This is a genomic window from Mannheimia bovis, from assembly GCF_014541205.1.
GTDB lineage: Bacteria > Pseudomonadota > Gammaproteobacteria > Enterobacterales > Pasteurellaceae > Mannheimia > Mannheimia bovis.
Genome location: NZ_CP061280.1, coordinates 42,380 through 61,288 on the forward strand (window position 1 = coordinate 42,380; position 18,909 = coordinate 61,288).

17 protein-coding genes, 8 tRNA genes and 1 other RNA gene are annotated in these 18,909 nt (G+C 39.5%); 12 read left to right on the plus strand and 14 right to left on the minus strand.

Going from position 1 to position 18,909, the window contains the following annotated elements:
* Nucleotides 1–36 precede the first annotated feature (36 nt).
* Nucleotides 37–909, plus strand: coding sequence for a 16S rRNA (cytidine(1402)-2'-O)-methyltransferase (rsmI, locus tag ICJ55_RS00225; protein ID WP_188156817.1), 873 nt, complete (start codon nt 37–39; stop codon nt 907–909).
* A 54-nt stretch (nt 910–963) separates the two neighbouring features.
* On the opposite strand, the gene ICJ55_RS00230 is transcribed toward rsmI, so the two are convergent.
* From ICJ55_RS00230 to ICJ55_RS00255, 6 genes are all read right to left on the minus strand, one after another.
* The gene (locus ICJ55_RS00230; RefSeq protein WP_188156818.1) at nt 964–2,124 is read right to left on the minus strand and encodes an MFS transporter; all 1,161 of its coding nucleotides are present in this window, start codon (nt 2,122–2,124) and stop codon (nt 964–966) included.
* 80 nt (nt 2,125–2,204) lie between these two features.
* A complete protein-coding gene (gene putP / locus ICJ55_RS00235) occupies nt 2,205–3,719 on the minus strand; it encodes a sodium/proline symporter PutP (RefSeq protein WP_188156819.1) in 1,515 nt (504 codons plus the stop codon).
* A gap of 89 nt (nt 3,720–3,808) precedes the next feature.
* Nucleotides 3,809–4,600: an IclR family transcriptional regulator gene (locus tag ICJ55_RS00240; RefSeq protein WP_188156820.1), complete on the minus strand. Its 792-nt coding sequence runs from the start codon at nt 4,598–4,600 to the stop codon at nt 3,809–3,811.
* Nucleotides 4,597–5,184 carry a 5-formyltetrahydrofolate cyclo-ligase gene (locus ICJ55_RS00245; RefSeq protein WP_188156821.1) on the minus strand — a complete coding sequence of 196 codons (588 nt, stop codon included), beginning with the start codon at nt 5,182–5,184 and terminating at the stop codon, nt 4,597–4,599. The genes ICJ55_RS00240 and ICJ55_RS00245 overlap by 4 nt, the downstream gene beginning before the upstream one ends.
* A 1-nt stretch (nt 5,185) precedes the next feature.
* Nucleotides 5,186–5,367: non-coding RNA, 6S RNA (ssrS, locus tag ICJ55_RS00250), on the minus strand.
* Nucleotides 5,368–5,471: 104 nt separating this feature from the next.
* Nucleotides 5,472–5,762, minus strand: coding sequence for a cell division protein ZapA (locus ICJ55_RS00255; protein ID WP_188156822.1), 291 nt, complete (start codon nt 5,760–5,762; stop codon nt 5,472–5,474).
* A gap of 77 nt (nt 5,763–5,839) precedes the next feature.
* Between ICJ55_RS00255 and ICJ55_RS00260 the strand changes: the two genes are divergently transcribed.
* The 4 genes from ICJ55_RS00260 to ICJ55_RS00275 all read left to right on the plus strand — a co-directional run bounded on the left by ICJ55_RS00260 (nt 5,840) and on the right by ICJ55_RS00275 (nt 8,714).
* Nucleotides 5,840–6,397, plus strand: coding sequence for a UPF0149 family protein (locus tag ICJ55_RS00260; RefSeq protein WP_188156823.1), 558 nt, complete (start codon nt 5,840–5,842; stop codon nt 6,395–6,397).
* Between the two features lie 159 nt (nt 6,398–6,556).
* Nucleotides 6,557–7,621, plus strand: a complete 1,065-nt coding sequence (gene hemE, locus ICJ55_RS00265) for a uroporphyrinogen decarboxylase (RefSeq protein ID WP_188156824.1) — start codon at nt 6,557–6,559, stop codon at nt 7,619–7,621.
* Between the two features lie 95 nt (nt 7,622–7,716).
* Complete coding sequence (locus tag ICJ55_RS00270; RefSeq protein WP_188156825.1) at nt 7,717–8,307, plus strand: YjaG family protein; 591 nt, start codon at nt 7,717–7,719, stop codon at nt 8,305–8,307.
* A 116-nt stretch (nt 8,308–8,423) separates the two neighbouring features.
* Nucleotides 8,424–8,714, plus strand: coding sequence for an HU family DNA-binding protein (locus ICJ55_RS00275; RefSeq protein ID WP_279611707.1), 291 nt, complete (start codon nt 8,424–8,426; stop codon nt 8,712–8,714).
* A 52-nt stretch (nt 8,715–8,766) separates the two neighbouring features.
* On the opposite strand, the gene ICJ55_RS00280 is transcribed toward ICJ55_RS00275, so the two are convergent.
* Complete coding sequence (locus ICJ55_RS00280) at nt 8,767–9,618, minus strand: thymidylate synthase (RefSeq protein WP_188156826.1); 852 nt, start codon at nt 9,616–9,618, stop codon at nt 8,767–8,769.
* Nucleotides 9,619–9,706: 88 nt separating this feature from the next.
* On the opposite strand from ICJ55_RS00280, the gene ICJ55_RS00285 reads away from it, so the two are divergent.
* The 5 genes from ICJ55_RS00285 to mltF all read left to right on the plus strand — a co-directional run bounded on the left by ICJ55_RS00285 (nt 9,707) and on the right by mltF (nt 12,421).
* Entirely contained in the window at nt 9,707–10,255 is a 549-nt protein-coding gene (locus ICJ55_RS00285; RefSeq protein ID WP_188156827.1) for a hypothetical protein, read from the plus strand.
* A 208-nt stretch (nt 10,256–10,463) separates the two neighbouring features.
* Nucleotides 10,464–10,558, plus strand: a tRNA-Ser gene (locus ICJ55_RS00290).
* 13 nt (nt 10,559–10,571) lie between these two features.
* Nucleotides 10,572–10,648 (plus strand) — tRNA-Arg (locus tag ICJ55_RS00295).
* Nucleotides 10,649–10,713: 65 nt separating this feature from the next.
* Nucleotides 10,714–10,790 (plus strand) — tRNA-Arg (locus tag ICJ55_RS00300).
* Nucleotides 10,791–10,912: 122 nt separating this feature from the next.
* Entirely contained in the window at nt 10,913–12,421 is a 1,509-nt protein-coding gene (gene mltF / locus ICJ55_RS00305) for a membrane-bound lytic murein transglycosylase MltF (protein WP_188156828.1), read from the plus strand.
* 131 nt (nt 12,422–12,552) lie between these two features.
* On the opposite strand, the gene ICJ55_RS00310 is transcribed toward mltF, so the two are convergent.
* The 4 genes from ICJ55_RS00310 to ICJ55_RS00325 form a co-directional block, all read right to left on the minus strand.
* A tRNA-Val gene (locus ICJ55_RS00310) sits at nt 12,553–12,628 on the minus strand.
* Nucleotides 12,629–12,677: 49 nt separating this feature from the next.
* Nucleotides 12,678–12,753, minus strand: a tRNA-Val gene (locus ICJ55_RS00315).
* 52 nt (nt 12,754–12,805) lie between these two features.
* Nucleotides 12,806–12,881: transfer RNA gene (locus tag ICJ55_RS00320), tRNA-Val, on the minus strand.
* A gap of 50 nt (nt 12,882–12,931) precedes the next feature.
* A tRNA-Val gene (locus tag ICJ55_RS00325) sits at nt 12,932–13,007 on the minus strand.
* A gap of 176 nt (nt 13,008–13,183) precedes the next feature.
* Between ICJ55_RS00325 and gltX the strand changes: the two genes are divergently transcribed.
* Complete coding sequence (gltX, locus tag ICJ55_RS00330) at nt 13,184–14,623, plus strand: glutamate--tRNA ligase (RefSeq protein ID WP_188156829.1); 1,440 nt, start codon at nt 13,184–13,186, stop codon at nt 14,621–14,623.
* Between the two features lie 80 nt (nt 14,624–14,703).
* Nucleotides 14,704–14,779 (plus strand) — tRNA-Ala (locus tag ICJ55_RS00335).
* A 61-nt stretch (nt 14,780–14,840) separates the two neighbouring features.
* On the opposite strand, the gene recN is transcribed toward ICJ55_RS00335, so the two are convergent.
* From recN to ftsZ, 3 genes are all read right to left on the minus strand, one after another.
* Nucleotides 14,841–16,520, minus strand: a complete 1,680-nt coding sequence (recN, locus tag ICJ55_RS00340; RefSeq protein ID WP_188156830.1) for a DNA repair protein RecN — start codon at nt 16,518–16,520, stop codon at nt 14,841–14,843.
* A 177-nt stretch (nt 16,521–16,697) separates the two neighbouring features.
* On the minus strand, nt 16,698–17,618 hold the full coding sequence (gene lpxC, locus ICJ55_RS00345) for a UDP-3-O-acyl-N-acetylglucosamine deacetylase (RefSeq protein ID WP_188156831.1): 921 nt from the start codon (nt 17,616–17,618) through the stop codon (nt 16,698–16,700).
* Between the two features lie 30 nt (nt 17,619–17,648).
* On the minus strand, nt 17,649–18,884 hold the full coding sequence (ftsZ, locus tag ICJ55_RS00350) for a cell division protein FtsZ (protein WP_188156832.1): 1,236 nt from the start codon (nt 18,882–18,884) through the stop codon (nt 17,649–17,651).
* Nucleotides 18,885–18,909: the final 25 nt, after the last annotated feature.

Below are 18,909 nucleotides of genomic sequence, written 5' to 3' on the forward strand. Positions count from 1 at the left end.
TGATGAAATCTTACTTATCAAATGAGCTAAAAGCAAATGAAAAACAGACAAAATTCATCTGAAATCAATCCGGACTACGGAATTTTATATATTGTTGCCACGCCTATCGGCAATTTAGGTGATATTACCCAACGTGCGTTAGATACGCTTGGCTGTGTTGATTTAATTGCCGCTGAAGATACTCGCCACAGTGGCTTATTACTCAGTCACTACGGCATCAAAAAACCGTTTTTTGCTCTGCACGACCATAATGAACAACAAAAAGCGGTCGTTTTAGTGGAAAAATTAGCAAAAGGCGAAAACATTGCGTTAATTTCAGATGCCGGCACGCCACTGATTAGCGACCCGGGTTTTCATCTGGTTCGCCACTGCCGCCAAGCAGGCGTTAAAGTTGTTCCTATTCCCGGAGCTTGTGCTGCGATTACCGCCTTATGTGCATCAGGTATTGCATCAGACCGTTTTTGCTTTGAAGGGTTCTTACCTGCTAAAACAAAGGCTCGTTGCGATAAATTAACCGAATTGGAAAATGAGCCTCGCACGCTGATTTTTTATGAATCTACCCATCGAATTTTAGACACGTTAGCAGATATGAAACTGGTTTTCGGGGAGGAACGTTATATCGTGATGGCTCGTGAAATTACGAAAACGTGGGAAACCATTTACGGCGAGCAACTCGGTAACTTAATCGAATGGCTGAATGAAGACAGCAACCGCATTAAAGGCGAGATTGTGCTGATTGTTGAAGGAAAACAGCAAAATCTTGAGGAAGAATTTTCCAGCCAAGCAATCAAATTGCTTGAACTCCTCTGCCAAGAGCTGCCATTAAAAAAAGCTGCAGCTATTGTGGCTGAGACTTTTGGTTATAAGAAAAACGCGTTGTATCAGTATGGTTTAGAGCATTTTGAATAGGTTACAAGCGGTTATTTTTTGTTATTTTTTTGCAAAAAACGACCGCTTGTTAGGTTATTTTGCCGTTTTCCGCAATAAACCTCTATACGCATAAACCATTAAGGCAAACATCACGAGTAAATAGAATGGCAGTAATTTAATGCTGATAGCATTAGCAATTGCCCCAAAAAGTGGAGGTATTAATAGTACACCAACATAGGCACTCGCCATTTGAATACCGATGACAGATTGTGATTTATCTTCCCCAAAGAAATCAGGTGTAGAATGAATTAAGCACGGGAAAATAGGGGCACAACCTAGCCCGATAATAATCAAGCTGGCAAGGGTTACATATTTACCCATTGGCAAACAAAGCATTGCAATACCGATCAGAATTAAACCAAAACCCAGTTTAATCATTTGATGATTATTTAATTTTAACGTGAGAAAGCCGCTAATGCCTCGCCCAACCGTAATGCCGATAAAAAAGATACTGCCAAAGGCGGCAGCTTGTTCTAAGCCAACTTCTTTTACCATCACAAAATAGCTACTCGCCCAAAGCCCTGCAGTTTGTTCTACACCACAGTAGCCGATAAAGGCCAAAATGCCGTACTTCACACCCGGAATTTTAATGGCTTCTTTTAGGCTGACCGGTTTTGCGGCTTCATTCATTTCCGCAGCGGTTTTCTTGCGAGATTTCCAAAAAGGTAGAGAACAAAATAAGATAACCGTTAGCCCGATTTGTAATAGAGAAATCGTGTAATAGCCACCTTCCCAGCCTCGACCTTGCAAGAGTGCAATACCTAAAATATGCGGACCAATAGATGCTCCTACGCCCCACATACAATGCAGCCAGCTCATATGGCGGCTGGCGTAATGGACTGCCACATAGTTATTCAACGCCGCGTCCACCGCTCCGGCTCCTAAGCCGTAAGGAATTGCCCATAAACACAAAATCCAGAAAGAATCACTTATCGAAAACCCCCACAATGCGAGAGCGGTTAAAGCAACGCTGATTACCATCACTTTGCCTGTGCCGAGATGGTAGGTGAGCTTATCCGACATCAGGCTTGAGGTAATAGTCCCAATCGACATAATCATTGAAACGACACCCGCATAGGAAAGCGGCACAACAAGCTCTTGGTGCATTGAAGGCCAAGCTGAACCTAAAATGGCATCAGGCAAGCCTAAACTGATAAAACAGAGATAAATAATCGCAAGGAGAAGATTTGTCATAGTGTTACAAGCGGTTGTTTTTCATAAAACTTTTACAAAAAAGTGGCTTAAGGATCGCCCTAAGCCACTTTTATTTTATGTTATTTTACTTCATCTAAATATGCTTTATTTGCACGTTCAAAGGTTTCTTGAACTTCTTTGCTTGGTGCCGGCGTAATCAGTGAGACTACAATAATCATCACTGTTGCGGTAATAAAGCCCGGTATCATCGAATAAATTTCAGGTAAAGCAAATTTGAGTGTAATATCTGCCCAGAAATGAACGATTAACGCCCCTGTGAGCATTCCCGCAATTGCCCCGAAACCATTCATACGCTTCCAGAAAAGAGAAAGTAACACTACAGGTCCGAAAGCAGAACCGAAGCCTGCCCACGCATTTCTGACTAAACCGAAGACTTTGCTGTCGGGATCTTGAGCGATATAAATCGCAAGAGCCGCTACTGCAAGCACCATTAAACGGCTTAACCAAACTAATTCTTTGTCCGTAGCTTTCGGGCGTAAAATGCCTTTATATAAATCTTCGGTAATTGCACTTGAACAAATAAGTAATTGTGCTGAAAGTGTACTCATTACTGCGGCAAGAATGGCTGACAATAAAATACCCGCTACCCAAGGATTGAAAAGTAATTTTGCTAATTCAATGAAAATTTGTTCCGGGTTTTGGCTCACATTCCCTGCCTGTTCCGGATTACCGAAGAAATAAGCCATACCGAAATAGCCAATACCAATTGCCCCTACCAAGCAAATAACCATCCACGTCATACTAATACGACGTGCATTTTCAAGTGATTTCACACTTTCTGCCGCCATAAAACGTACTACGATGTGTGGCTGACCAAAATAGCCAAGCCCCCACGCCATCAGGCTAATCACCGCTAAAATGCTCGTGCCGGTAAACATATCGTTATAATCTTTTTGTGCCATTTCGCCGGCACGATCGATTAAGGCTTGCATTTCATCAAAACCACCTAAGTTATACATCACAAAAAGTGGGGTTATAATTAAGGCAAAAACCATTAATGAGGCTTGAATGGTATCCGTCCAGCTTACTGCTAAAAATCCGCCAATGAAGGTATAAAGAATAGTGGCTATTGCCCCATACCAAATTGCTTGGTGGTAAGGTAAGCCAAATAGGTTTTCAAACACTCTCGCACCGGCTACTACGCCTGATGCACAATAAATTGCAAAAAAGAGTAAAAAAATAACCGCTGATAAAATCTTAATCAAACGAGTTTTATCGCCAAAGCGATTGTGGAAGTATTCAGGTAAGGTTAAAGCATCGCCGCTGTGTTCGGTATGGGAACGTAATCTGCCTGCCACTAATTTCCAGTTTAGGTAAGCACCGATAGTTAAACCAATTGCTATCCAACCTTCGATTAAACCGCCTGCATAGACTGCACCGGGTAATCCCATCAGCAACCAACCGGACATATCTGAAGCACCTGCGGATAATGCCGTTACAAAACTACCTAAACGGCGACCACCTAAAATATAGTCTGAAAGATTATTTGTTACACGATAAGCAATAAATCCAATTGCAATCATACCCAAAATATAAACAACAAACATTATTGTTGTTGGGTCAAAACCAAACATTATGAATGAACCTCAAAATTTTAATTTTATAAAATATAATTTTTAAAGGGTGCAAGATTACCTGAAATAATCAAAATGGCAATACAAAATTATCGCCCACCTAGCTCGGCTGAAATTTTTTCTGCCGTTTCTTGAATAACAGGCAGTAAATTTTCTTGCCCTAGCTGATTTAAACGAGCCGTTGAAAGCGAGACGGAAACCGCATAATGGACCTTCTGTTGATGATCAAAAATCGGGCAAGCAATGCAGGAAACGCCTAGCTCATTTTCTTCCGCATCCATCGCAAAGCCAAGTTCTCGAATGGTTTCCAGCTCTTTTTTCATTCCTTCAATCGTAGTAATGGTATTAATGGTTAGCTGTTGAATAACCGATGATTTTGCTTGCCAATATTGGGGGATATAATCTTCGGAATCATAAGCTAAAAAAAGTTTACCCATACCCGAACAATATAATTGCATCTGCTGCCCGATATAAGCTCTGGTACGCATTAAGCCAGTAGTTGCTTCTAATTTATTAATGAGGATTGCGTGATCTTTCTCTCGCATCGCAAAATTAACCGTCTCGCCTAATTTTAAGTTCAAGGCTTCTAAATGTGGTGCTGCAATGTGTAAGATATTAATTGAGCTTAAGGCTCTCTGCCCAATCGCTAAACATTTGGTTGTTAAACGATAACTACCTGCAGTAGGAGCAGGACGAACATAGCCTTCTTGCAGTAAGCCTTGCAATAAACGATGTACCGTGCTTTTATTCAAGCCTGAAAGCTCCGCTAAGTGAGCTAACGGACAACCATTAGGAAATTTTGCCAATAGTTCCAAAAGCGTTAAGCCACGAATTAAACTTTGATTACCTGCGGTCGATTCCTTTTCTTTTTTTTCAATCATCTTGATGCTCCCAAAATAATATGATTTAACGGCATATCCCAACTTTCAATCGGTAATTGTTCGACTTGCTGACATTCGTGAGCCAGCCCCACACTCACAATATGAGGAGCTTGAGCAAGCGTTCTATCATAAAAACCACCGCCCATTCCTAAACGATTACCGGCTTTATCGCACGCTACTAATGGCGTAAAAATCATCTCAAGTTCTTGTAAGGGAATGATATTTCTAACATCTAGCACAGGCTCTTGAATGCCCAAGCGGTTAAATTTTAGAATAGTTTTGCAATTGTAATTTAAAAACAATAATTGACCGCTTGTAAAAGGGTGAAGAATAGGCAAATAGATTTTTTTTCCTTGTTCAAGCAAAGTATTCATTAAAGGCAAAGGAGAAATTTCACCATTAAACGGTAAATAAAAGGCGATATGTGAGGCTTGGTAAGATTCAATTAAAGAAATTGCTTGTGGAATAAGTGATTGAGCAGCTTGTGCTTGTTGCGATGAGGTTAAACTTAAGCGTTTCGTCCGCATTGATTGCCGTAGTTGTTCACGAGAGTAGCTACAAAAAGAAGTAATGGAATTGTTCATATAAGTACCCGAGATGCCGCTACCAGTAATGGTCCTTGAACCAGTTGGTTCAAGGGAGTCAAACGTAACTGCTTTTAGGCTTCTTACTCGAAGATAAGCTTGCTCACCGGCGGTAGATGTCCAACTCAAAGTTTCAAATTATCGGCTCAGGGACGTAACTAATAACGCACACCCCAGGCAAGATTTATAGTAACGGAATTTAATAATTTTTCCTAGTCTTTAATCACATAAATTGTAATTTCTCAATGCTCTTAGCTCTATTCCTAATCAATTAGGCTAAAAATCAGCTAATTTGACTGAAACTTTCCGAGAGAATTATCTAGCTGCTCAATACAAGCCACCAGCACGCTTTTGTTTTCTGCATTTTGACGCTGTGCCTGCTCTAATTCATAATTTAAATTCAGAGCCACAATAGCTAACACTTTTTCAAGCTGAATAATGCCGGACTGCTCTTTCAATACCGCCACACGTTCTTCCAAACGCTGTGCACAAGCCAGTAAATGCTCTTGCTGCTCAACAGGGCATTGCAAGCGTAGCACCTGACCAAAAATCTGTAATTCGATATTATTTGCCGACATAAATACGAAATCCTCACTTAATCGCTAAATTTTTGCTATATTATGCCATTCTTTAGCAAAATCACAATAATGCAATTATGGCTATGACAAATTCCCAAGAATTTAAACAACTCATCACTCAATTACAAATTGAAGACACTCCGGCAGAGTTTCACGGCTTCTTATGCGGACTGATTGCAGGTGGCATTCAAGATGATTCGTGGAAAACCTTAACCTATCAATTTACCAATGACGGACACGCTTTTTCAGTTGAGCCGTTAAAACAACTAACGGAATTTTACCGACAATTAACCGACAGTTTCTCCCAAGCAAATACCCTATTCAGCCTGTGGCTACCCGAAAATGACGAAGACGGATTTGCTCTTGCTGACGGTATTTCTGAATGGACAAACAACTTCTTACTTGGCTTAGGTGTTGCTCAGCCGACCCTGCAACAAGAAACCGACGAAGTAGGCGAAGCCATTGATGATTTAGATGAAATCGCAAAATTAGGTTACAATGAGGACGATAATAATGCAGAACTCCTTGAATCTGGCGAAGAAGTGCTGGAATATTTACGAGTGTTAGCTCCATTCTTACATAGCCATTTTGCTTTAGGTGTGCCTAAAACAGAAGAAAAGCCACAATTACATTAATAAATACAAGCGGTTACAAAAAGCATCGCTTTTTGAACGTTGGCTTTGCCAACGGCAGCAAAGCTGTGAACAATCCTTACAAGGATTGTGAATAAATTTCATCTATATTTTGCAAATTTTTCAATAAAAACAACCGCTTCACAATCAAAGGAAAAACCAATGCCTCAACTTAAAAATGATCGCTACTTAAAAGCCCTTTTGCGTGAACCTGTAGATATGACACCCGTTTGGATGATGCGTCAAGCAGGGCGTTATTTACCTGAATATAAAGCCACTCGTGCGATCGCCGGCGATTTTATGTCGCTTTGCCGTAATGCCGATTTAGCTTGTGAAGTAACCTTACAACCTTTACGCCGCTATGAATTAGATGCGGCTATTTTATTCTCAGATATTCTTACTATTCCGGATGCAATGGGCTTAGGTTTGAGCTTTGGTGCGGGCGAAGGTCCGAAATTTGCACGCCCGGTGCAATCACTTGCTGATGTGAATAATCTACCTATTCCTGATCCTGAAGGTGAATTACAATATGTAATGAACGCTGTGCGTACCATTCGCCGTGAATTAAAAGGCGAAGTACCGCTAATCGGCTTCTCCGGCAGCCCTTGGACGTTAGCAACCTATATGGTTGAAGGTGGCTCAAGCAAAGCCTTTACCAAAATCAAAAAAATGCTTTACACTGAGCCACAAATTCTTCACAAATTACTCGATAAATTAGCCGATAGCGTGATTTTATATTTAAACGCTCAAATCAAAGCTGGAGCTCAAGCGGTAATGGTGTTTGACACTTGGGGGGGTGTATTGGCACACAACGATTATAAAGAGTTCTCTTTACGCTATATGCACAAAATTGTGGATGGGCTAATTCGTGAAAATGAAGGTCGTAGAGTACCTGTTACCCTCTTTACTAAAGGCGGGGGCTTATGGTTAGAAGCAATTGTAGAAACAGGCTGTGATGCCATTGGTTTAGACTGGACAGTCGATATTGCCGATGCTCGTAAACGTATTGGCGATAAAGTGGCACTTCAAGGCAATATGGATCCAAGCGTGCTTTACGCAACACCTGAACGTATTGAACAAGAAGTGAAGAATATTCTTGCCGGTTTCGGTAATGGCAGTGGACACGTCTTTAACTTAGGGCACGGTATCCACTTAGACGTACCGGTCGAAAGCCCTAAAGTATTTGTTGATGCCATTCACAACTACTCGAAGCAGTATCATAAATGATTTAACAAGCGGTCTAAAATCGATCATTTTTTGCAATTTTGCAAAAAAACTGCAATTTTTAACCGCTTGCACTTATTAATTAATAAGGAAACAAAATGCGAAACCCAATTCATAAACGTATGGAACGCTTTGAGCCTTGGCAAAATGTAACCTTTATGGCTTGTTTATGCGAAAGAATGTACCCTAACTATCAACTTTTCTGCGAAGTTACCGAGCAACCGGAAAAAGCAAAAGTGTTCCAAAATATTTTAAATTTAGTTTGGGAATATTTAACCGTAAAAGGGGCAAAAATTAATTTCGACAATCAGTTAGAGAAATTAGAAGAAATCATACCCGACGTAAATGAATATGAATTTTTCGGGGTTTTACCTGCACAGGAAGCCTGTGAAGCCCTTTCTGAATTATTACACAGCATTATTGCCGGGGCAACTTTAGAACAAGCAATCCGTATCAGCCAAATTTCATTAGGCACAGTGGCAAGTTATCTTGAAATGCAACAAGACAAGGAACTCAGCGAGCAAGAGTTGAAAAATTCAGAGGAAATTCAAGAAGAGCTAGATGTGCAATGGCAAATCTATCGCTTACTCAACGAGTGTGAAAACCGTGATCTTGATCTCATTTTTGATTTAAAAGATGAAATTAGAAAAAGTGGCATCAGCAATATCGGGTTAAATATTAACCAATAACATACATATTTACAAAATCTTGCACAATAATACTTTGACAAATCTGAACTTTGAATTAAGCTATGGCAAGGTTTCAATAACTTTTCAGACGTTTTACGTCATTTATTCAAAACACTATCTTAGAGGATAAAACTATGAACAAAACTGAGTTAATCGATGCTATCGCAGCTGGTGCAAACTTAACTAAAAAAGATGCTAAAGCAGCATTAGAAGCAACTCTTGATGCAATCTCTGCAAGCTTAAAAGCAGGCGATCCTGTTCAATTAATCGGCTTCGGTACATTTAAAGTAAATGAGCGTAAAGCACGTACCGGTCGTAATCCAAAAACCGGTGAAGAGATCAAAATTGCAGCGGCTAAAGTACCTGCATTCGTTTCAGGTAAAGCATTAAAAGACTTAGTAAAATAATTCTTTTTAACGATTTGAAAGAAAGCCTAGAATATCTAGGCTTTCTTTTTTATTACACAGAGAATGGATACTGAATAGATGGATGGTACTCATAACCTTCCACTTTAAAATCATCTAAAGTTACCCAAGTTTCTAAATCTTCAAGTGATTTAATCTCAGGATTAATAATTAATTTGGGTGTATTTAACGGCTCACGTTTTAGCTGTACATCACGCATTAGCTCAAGTTGATCTTCATAAATATGAGCATTCACAATTTTATGGAAAGCTTGCCCTGCTTTATGCCCTGTAATTTGAGCCATTAACGCAAGAAAAGTGTAACATTGGATCATATTCCAGTTTAAGCCTAATGGCACATCTGCTGAACGTTGTGTACTGTTTAGATAAAGTGTGCCATCTAGCAAGGAAAAATGGTGGCTATGCAAACAAGGACGTAAACACCCCATATGAAATGCACCGGGGTGATAGAAAGTATAAATTTCGCCACGATTATCAATACCTTTTTTTAAATTATCAACAATTTGGCGAAGCAAATCTACCGTTCCACCATCTGGTTTCGGGAAATTACGTCCAACTGCCCCATAAACTAAGCCCATATCATCTTCACCTTTACGGTAAGGATTAGCTAACCACGCTGCATTTTCATTCGCATTTGCATCCCACGATTTAGTTCCCAGATTACGAAAATCAGCAGCATTATCGTAGCCTCGAATATAGCCGAGAAGTTCTGCAATAGCTGCTTTCCAATAACTGCGACGAGTAGTAACTAATGGAAACTCGCCTTTCTCAACATCATAGGTTAAATCTGCATTAATTACTGTAAGGCAACGTTTACCCGTACGTTCATTGGCTACCCATTTTCCTTCATTTACGATACGATGACATAAATCTAAATACTGTTTCATATTGACCTCATAAAATTTTAAGTAATTTTGCCATTTATTCGGTAAAATAGCTAAAACTTTATGACAAACACAATAAGGAGTTATAAATATGAAAAAAACAATTAAATCTATTTTAATGATTACCGCAGTGGCATTTTTAGCCGCTTGTTCATCAAATAAAGGCGGCTGGACACGTTTAAATGAAGCAGAAGTGGATCAAAAGTCTTATGCGATTGCTTACGGTGCAACCGCTCAAACCTATAAAGACAGAGTAAACGAAACTTATGATATCAACTCCTTTATGAACGGGGTAAATGAATGGTATACAAAAAAAGTCGCATTACCGATTGAACAAATCCGTGCAATGACGATAAATAGAATGCTGGATCATAACGTTTATGCTTACTATAGTGGCGTACTTTATGCAGCAGAGTTACAAGCTAATTTTAACCACCTAGATCCAAATTGCTGGAATTTAGTACAACCAACGAGTATGACACAAGGTATTCACGATGCAATGTTGGATTTACAAAAAAATAAAGTACGTGGAGATGATTATATTAAAAATGGCGTTGAGCAAATTTTACATCTTTGTGTAAAAACGATCGCAGAAGATGAACATAAAGAGAAAGCTCAAAGCAAGAAAAAGAAAAAATAGTATTTAAGCTACAAGCGGTAAAATTTTCAAAAAATTTTACCGCTTTATTTATAAGCGTATGAAATGTTTAATATTTATTCTCTAAAACTTAAAAAATCATCGTTTTGCTTATTACATAGGCAAACACACGAGAATTTAATATTTTCGGGAAAAAGAATTTGACATCTTTTTAAATTCTAGTAATATGTCGCCCACAGACACAGTGAGTGGTGAGATGGCCGAGCAGGCTGAAGGCGCTCCCCTGCTAAGGGAGTATAGGGTTAAAAAGCTCTATCGAGGGTTCGAATCCCTCTCTCACCGCCATTTACTTTATCACGCACCCGTAGCTCAGCTGGATAGAGTACTCGGCTACGAACCGAGCGGTCAGAGGTTCGAATCCTCTCGGGTGCGCCATTTTATTACTTACTCTAAAAATAAAATGGTTGCTGATAAACTAAATTCTCACAATCTTCAAATACGCACCCGTAGCTCAGCTGGATAGAGTACTCGGCTACGAACCGAGCGGTCAGAGGTTCGAATCCTCTCGGGTGCGCCATTTCATTTAAATTCTTTCTTTTTATCAATTCTACTACTAAATTAATTAAACTATTCCGTTAAGCTATAATTTCGGCTAGACTTAGCTCTTAAGCTCTTAGTTGAATGAATGAGGATTTTAAATTGAAAGGATTAATTGCTCGCCTTTTTATCGCAATAGCTCTCTTACTTTGGGCTTGGGATATGATTTTCCCTTGGCAAAAAATTATTCATTCAGAAGCTAACCACTACACTCAAATCCAGCAGAGCAAAAAGCTAAAAGTGGGAATGATCAACCACCCGATTTCCTATTTTGTCGGTCCTGAAGGCAAAAGTGGGATTGAATATGATTTAGCGACTGCCTTTGCACAATATCTAAACGTTAATCTTGAAGTCAAAAGCTACGATAGCAGTGAAAAATTATTTGACGCATTAAGAAATAATGATATTGATATTGCAGCTGCAGGATTACTCTATCACTCGGAATTAAATGAATCGTTTCAAATCGGTCCATCTTATTACTCTGCCTCTTGGCAAGTAGTTTATAAAAAAGGTACAACGAGACCATATCGACTTTCAGATTTGCAAGAAAATGTCATTATTCCAAGTGGTTCTGCAGTTATTCCGATACTCAATCAGCTAAAGCAAGAGAACCCTCAATTAAAATGGCAAATTTCGGATAAATTTACCCAAGAAGAACTGTTATTAAAAGTCGCACAGGGAGAAATTCCACACACTATTGCAATGTCAGTCGATATTTCTTCTGTGCAGCATATCAACCCTAATCTCGCAGTAGGCTTTGATTTAACGGATGAAAACCCTGTTTTATGGTATTTAGCCAATAGCTCTTACAGTGAATTACAATCTGCTTTATTAGATTTTATGTCTGATTCAGTGGAAACCGGCTTAATCTCTCGTATAGAAGAAAAATATTTCAACCATCTGGAAAAATTCGACTATGTAGATATTCAAAGCTATCTGCGGGCAATTAAAACCATATTACCCAAATATGAGCCCCTTTTCCGTGAACATAAAGGCAATTTAGAGTGGCAAATGTTAGCAGCTATTGCTTATCAAGAGTCTCACTGGGATCCTAGTGCGACCTCACCAACAGGTGTACGTGGCATAATGATGCTGACAAAAGATACCGCAGATAGAATGAAAATTTCAGATAGGACAAACCCCGCTCAAAGTATAAAAGCAGGCTCTGAATATTTACATATGCTAATGAGACAAATGCCTGAGACTATTCCTCAAGAAGATAAAATCTGGTATAGCTTAGCGGCTTATAATATGGGGTTAGGACATTTGTTAGATCTCCGTAGATTAACCAAACAACTGGGCGGTGATCCTGATAATTGGTTAGATGTGAAGAAAAATCTGCCGCTGCTTGCCGAAAAGCTCTATTATACTAATCTGAAATATGGCTATGCTAGAGGCTATGAAGCATTTCAATATGTTGAAAATATACGCCGTTACTATGGCAGTATCATCAATTATCAACGAATTGAAGAGCAGAAAAAACTTGAGCAAGAACAAAAAAATTTATCTGATAATCATATAAAACAGGAGGATACGGCTGATGAGAAGATTGAAGAAAAAGAAAACCCTACCAACGAGGAAGCTACGCCTACGCCAAATCAAACAAATTAAAGAGAGAAAAAGGCTCGTTGCTTCACGCAGAAAAGCGTTTATGCAGATGCAACAAGAGGTATAATATACTTCCCTTTTGAGTTAAGGCTTGAAAGGGATTTTTTATTTATAAAATTGATTAATAAGAAAAGTGGTGGGCGATACCGGTCTCGAACCAGTGACCCCCTCCTTGTAAGGGAGGTGCTCTCCCAACTGAGCTAATCGCCCTTCAGATACGAATAAATTCGTGATTGAAGTTTATGATTTTAGTCTTAAGTGGTGGGCGATACCGGTCTCGAACCAGTGACCCCCTCCTTGTAAGGGAGGTGCTCTCCCAACTGAGCTAATCGCCCACTTGAGACTTAAAATCAAAGGGATTTGAAAACGAAACACTTAAAGTTGAAGTGGTGGGCGATACCGGTCTCGAACCAGTGACCCCCTCCTTGTAAGGGAGGTGCTCTCCCAACTGAGCTAATCGCCCGTTTTCAAAAATTGGATTGTATTACAACAACAGCATTTCAAAAGTTGAAGTGGTGGGCGATACCGGTCTCGAACCAGTGACCCCCTCCTTGTAAGGGAGGTGCTCTCCCAACTGAGCTAATCGCCCGTTGTTGTGGAAGTGAATTATAGAGATTTTTGCTCTTTCGTCAAACGCTTTTTGCTCTTTTTACCCTGTTTGCTGATTTTTTGCCCCAGAAAATCAATTTTTTACTATTATTCATCCCCAAGAGTAGTAAAATAGACAAGTTTTCCCTTTAAAAATAATGATTAGGCAAATATAAAATGAAAATTGAAACCCTTTTCCCTTTAGATCCAAATGTGAAAGTTCGTACCCGTTTTGCCCCAAGCCCAACAGGTTACTTACACGTAGGCGGTGCTCGTACCGCACTTTACTCTTGGCTCTATGCGAAGCATAACAATGGCGAATTCGTATTACGTATTGAAGATACTGATTTAGAACGCTCAACCCCTGAAGCAACCGCAGCTATTTTAGAAGGAATGGAGTGGTTAAACTTAGCGTGGGAACACGGTCCGTATTTCCAAACAAAGCGTTTTGACCGCTATAATCAAGTAATCGATCAAATGATTGAAGCCGGTACTGCTTATCGTTGCTACTGCTCGAAAGAACGTTTGGAAGAATTACGTAACACGCAAGAAGCGAATAAAGAAAAACCTCGTTATGATCGTCATTGTTTAGGTGAACATTCACATTCTACTGATGAACCTCACGTTGTACGCTTCAAAAACCCACAAGAAGGCTCTGTCATTTTTGATGATGCAGTTCGTGGTCTTATTGAAATCAGCAACAGTGAATTAGACGATCTGATTATCCGTCGCACAGACGGCTCGCCAACCTATAACTTCTGTGTAGTGGTGGATGACTGGGATATGGGCATTACTCACGTTGTGCGTGGCGAAGATCATATCAATAATACCCCTCGCCAAATTAATATCTTAAAAGCATTAGGTGCACCTGTGCCAACTTATGCCCACGTTTCGATGATTAATGGTGATGATGGACAAAAATTATCTAAACGTCACGGTGCCGTGAGTGTAATGCAATATCGTGATGACGGTTATTTACCAGAAGCCTTAATTAACTATTTAGTACGTTTAGGCTGGGGACACGGCGATCAGGAAATTTTCTCTCGTGAAGAGATGATTGAATTATTTGATATTCACTCTGTGAGCAAATCAGCAAGTGCGTTCAATACTGAAAAATTACAATGGTTAAACCATCACTATATTCGCTCACTCGAACCAAGCTATGTTGCCACACATTTAGAGTGGCATATGAACAGTCAAGACATTGATTTCAGTCAAGGTCCTGCTCTGGCTGAAATCATTCCTGTTCTTGGAGAACGCTGCAAAACATTAAAAGAGATTGCAGAAAGCAGCCGCTATTTCTATGAAGAATTTGAAGCTTATGATGAAAAAGCTGTAGCGAAGAACTTTAAAGCAGAGGCGATTGCACCACTTGCAAAGTTATTGGAAAAATTGACCGCTTGTGATGAATGGACAGTAGAAAATATCCATGAGGCAATGAACCAAACTGCTGCAGAACTCGAAATTGGTATGGGTAAAGTCGGTATGCCGTTCCGTTTAGCAGTAACAGGCTCTGGGCAATCGCCTTCAATGGATATCACTGCTAAGTTAGTGGGCAAAACAAAAACATTAGCTCGCCTTGAAAAAGCAATTAGCTTTATTCAGGCAAACAGCTAGTTTTTAAGCAATTAACATACTCTCGTTTATTAAAGCGATTGACATATTCGGGCGGAAAGCATATCATTTCGCCCATATTTGGGGGTATAGCTCAGTTGGGAGAGCGCTTGCATGGCATGCAAGAGGTCATCGGTTCGATCCCGTTTACCTCCACCAAATTCATCATCGCATCAATAGAAATATTGATGCGATTTTTCTTTTTGGCAACATTTAAAAATTAAGTATTCCCCGCCAATTTTAACATTTCTTCTGCATTCGCTAATACCGCTTCAGTAATTTTACTTCCACCTAGTAATCGAGCTAAGGCTCGAACACGCTCATTTTCAGAGAGCAGTGTCATCTGAGTTTCAGTCTGGCTATTTTCAACATATTTTTGAACATTAAAGTGCTGATTACCATAACTTGCCACTTGCGGTAAATGGGTAACACATAAAACTTGGCATTTTTTGCCTAATTCGCGTAATAATTTACCCACTGTGGTTGCAGCCGAGCCACTGATGCCAACATCAACTTCATCAAAAATAATGGTTGGTGTAGAGAGTTTATTTGCTGTTAATACCTGTACTGCCAAAGAAATACGGGAAAGCTCGCCCCCTGATGCAATTTTAGCTAACGGTTGAGCTTGTTGCCCTAAGTTACTCCGTAAGTTAAATTCAACGAAATCCGCACCATTTGGCGAGAGTTTCTCAATATTATGCTCTACTTTAATGAAAAATTCGCCATTCTCCATCGCTAAATGCTTAATTTGTTTTGTAACTTGTTGAGCCAGCTTATTGGCTGCTTCTGTTCGTTTTTGATGAATATCTTCCGCTAATATTAAACATTGCTGATGGGCTTGTTTTTCATCTTGAATAAGCTGCTCTTCATTATCTTCAAAATCGAGTAATGCCTGTAATTCGCTTTTCAGTTGTAAATGGTATCGCCATAATTCATTCGGTTGAATATGATGCTTGCGGGCAAGAGAGACTGCTTGAGCAATACGGTTATCTAGCTCGTGTAGTAATTCCGGATCTTGCTCGATCTTACTCGCTAATTGTGCTACCTCAGAACTCGCCTCTTGCACTTGAATAAGGGATTCATTAAGCATATCCAACACACTTTGATAATGGCTATCTACTTCCACTAAATTTTCTGCATTACGTATTGCTTTATAAATTAGATCGTTTGCGTTGATTTCATCATTACTTAGTAGAGTCATTATTTCATCTGAAAGCTCAGTTAGTTCTTCGGAAGAAGAAAGAACATTATATTTTTCTTCCATTTCTTCAAATTCATTTTCTTTAATCGCAAACTCATCTAATTCTTCCACTTGATATTGCAATAGTTGCTTGCGAGCTTCATTTTCTTTGCATTGCTGCTGAAAATTTTTGACCTGCTTATTAAGTCCTTTCCAAGCTCCGTATTGTTTTGCCATTTTGGCTAATAAAGGCTGTATAGCAGCATAGTTATCTAAAATATCAAGCTGATATTCCTGTTTTAACAATAGTTGGGGAGCATGCTGACCGTTTAAATGAATAAGATATTGCCCGAGTTCTCTCAGTTGTGAAACAGGTAATGCTCTATGATTAACAAATGCTTTTGAACGCCCATCAACATTAATCATACGACGTAAAATACATTCTTGAGGATTATCTTCATCAAGTAGTTCTTGCTCTTCTAGCCATAAATAAGCCGGGCTATTTTTCTGCATCACAAAAGTGGCGGTAATGTCTGCTTTATCTGCTCCATTACGAATCATTCCACTTTCTGAACGGTATCCCAAGCATAATCCTAATGCATCAATGGCAATGGATTTACCCGCTCCTGTTTCGCCAGTAATCACTGACATTCCTTCATTTAGCTCAAGAACAAGATGGCGGACAATAGCAAAATTATTGATAGTAAGTTGAGTTAGCATACTAAACCCTGCACAAAATTAACTGTATAGGCATATAGTACAACTGTTTTTTTGAACAGTAAAGAGCAATAGTTAAAAAACTGGAAATTTACACAGTTGCAAGCGGTCATTTTTTAGCAGAAATTTGTAAAAGAAAAAGACGAACATAATGTTCGTCTTTTCAATCATTCAACTAAATTAGATAAAAATTTCTTGCTGAACTTGATAACCTTGTGGGATTTGTTGTTTATCTTCAAAGGTTACAAACTCCCAAGCATTTTCATTCGCAAGCACTGCACGCAGTAATTTGTTATTCAAACCGTGCCCTGATTTATAAGCAGTAAGCTCGCCAAGAATATTGTAACCACACATATATAAATCACCGATTGCGTCTAGCATTTTATGGCGTACCAGCTCATCTTTAAAGCGTAAGCCATTTTCATTGAGAATTCGGTAATCATCTAACACAATTGCGTTATCTAAGCTACCACCTAATGCCAGACCAATAGATTGAAGATATTCAACATCTTTCATAAAGGTAAATGTTCTTGCACGACTTAGTTGTTGAATGAAATTCTGAGCCGAAAAATCCATTGAATAACTACATACGTTCTTTGCGATCAATGGGTGTTTAAAATCAATCGTGAAATTAAGTTTAAATCCTTTATCATAAGGTTTTAATTCTGCCAACTTATCACCTTCTTCAACGCGAACCGTTTCTTTAATACGAATAAATTTTTTCGGTGCATCTTGCTCTTCAATACCGGCATCTAATAATAAATAGATAAAAGGGCTTGAGCTGCCATCCATAATTGGGATTTCAGGTGCATCTACTTCCACAATGACATTGTCTAAGCCCAATGCTGACATCGCTGCATTCAAATGCTCTACAGTTGAAATGCGTACGCCATCATCATTTACCATACAGGTACATAATTGTGTATCACGAATAGAGTCTGCACTTGCAGGGAAATAAACTGCAGGCTCTAAATCGGTACGAGCATAAATAACACCTGTATTAGCTGGTGCCGGGCGTAACGTTAAAGTTACTTTTTTACCGCTGTGCAAGCCAATACCTGTTACTTTTGCTGCTTGTTTTAATGTTCTTTGTTTAATCATAGTTTGCCCTTACTTTCCAAATTTTGGAAGTTATTGACTATTTCTCATAAAACCCGGAATTGAACTTGGGTTAAAAATCTGTGCTGAGTCCACCGATTGCGGCTTTGGTGCTACAGGTTGTTGAACTTGTGGCTGACCAAATTGATTAGGTTGATTATAACCTGATGGTTGTGTAAAGCCTGGCTGCGGTGCAACTTGTGGTTGCTGAGGCTGAGCCACTTGTTGTTGATGCATTTGGTGTGCATATACAGGTGGTGCTTTTGGCATATGCAATGCTTCTTCCGGCTGACCAATACCTGTTGCTACAAGGGTTACACTGACTTTACCGTCCATTTCAGGGTAGTAGTTACAACCAAATACAATTGCAGCATCTTCAGACGCAAAGCCATAAATTAAGTCCATCATAGCATAAACTTCTTCTAATAAGAAATCTGTCCCAGCACTGATGTTAATTAACATACCGCTTGCACCAGAAATATCCACATTTTCAAGTAACGGACTTGAAATGGCATCATTCATTGCTTTTTCTGCACGCCCTTCGCCTACTTCGCCCTCTGCAAAGCCTGTACCGATCATTGCGTGCCCTTTACCAGACATAACGGTACGCACGTCCGCAAAGTCCACATTAATATCAGCACCGGTAGAACCACCAGAACTGGTAATCATATTAGTAATACCAAGTACACAGTTACTTAACACATCATTCGCTGCTGCAAAGGCATCTACTGCTGTTGTTTGTTTGCCTAAACCACGCAACTTATCATTTGGGATAATGATTAGAGAGTCAACATATTGAGAAAGTTCCTTAATACCTTGCTCCGCAAAACGCATACGGCGAGGACCTTCAAAACGGAACGGCTTTGTTACTACACCAACAGTTAATGAGCCCTGTTCTTTTGCAATTTGAGCAACAACCGGAGCAGCACCTGTACCTGTACCACCACCCATACCTACAGCAATAAAGGTCATATTTGCACCTTTTAATGCATTAGCGATAGCTTCACGATCTTCTTCAGCTGCCTGTTTTCCTACCATAGGATCAGCACCTGCACCCAAACCTTTAGTTGTAGCTGCACCAATTTGAATGGTTTGGCGTGTTGCTCTTTTTCTTAATACTTGAGCATCGGTATTTACATCAAAGAATTCAACACCTTTAATATCATCAGCAGAACGCGACATTCTATCCACCGCGTTACCGCCACCGCCGCCAACACCCACTACCTTAATGATAGCATCTTGCGTTTGTTCAATAATAGGTTCAAACATTTTTATCTCCCTGCGTGTTATATAA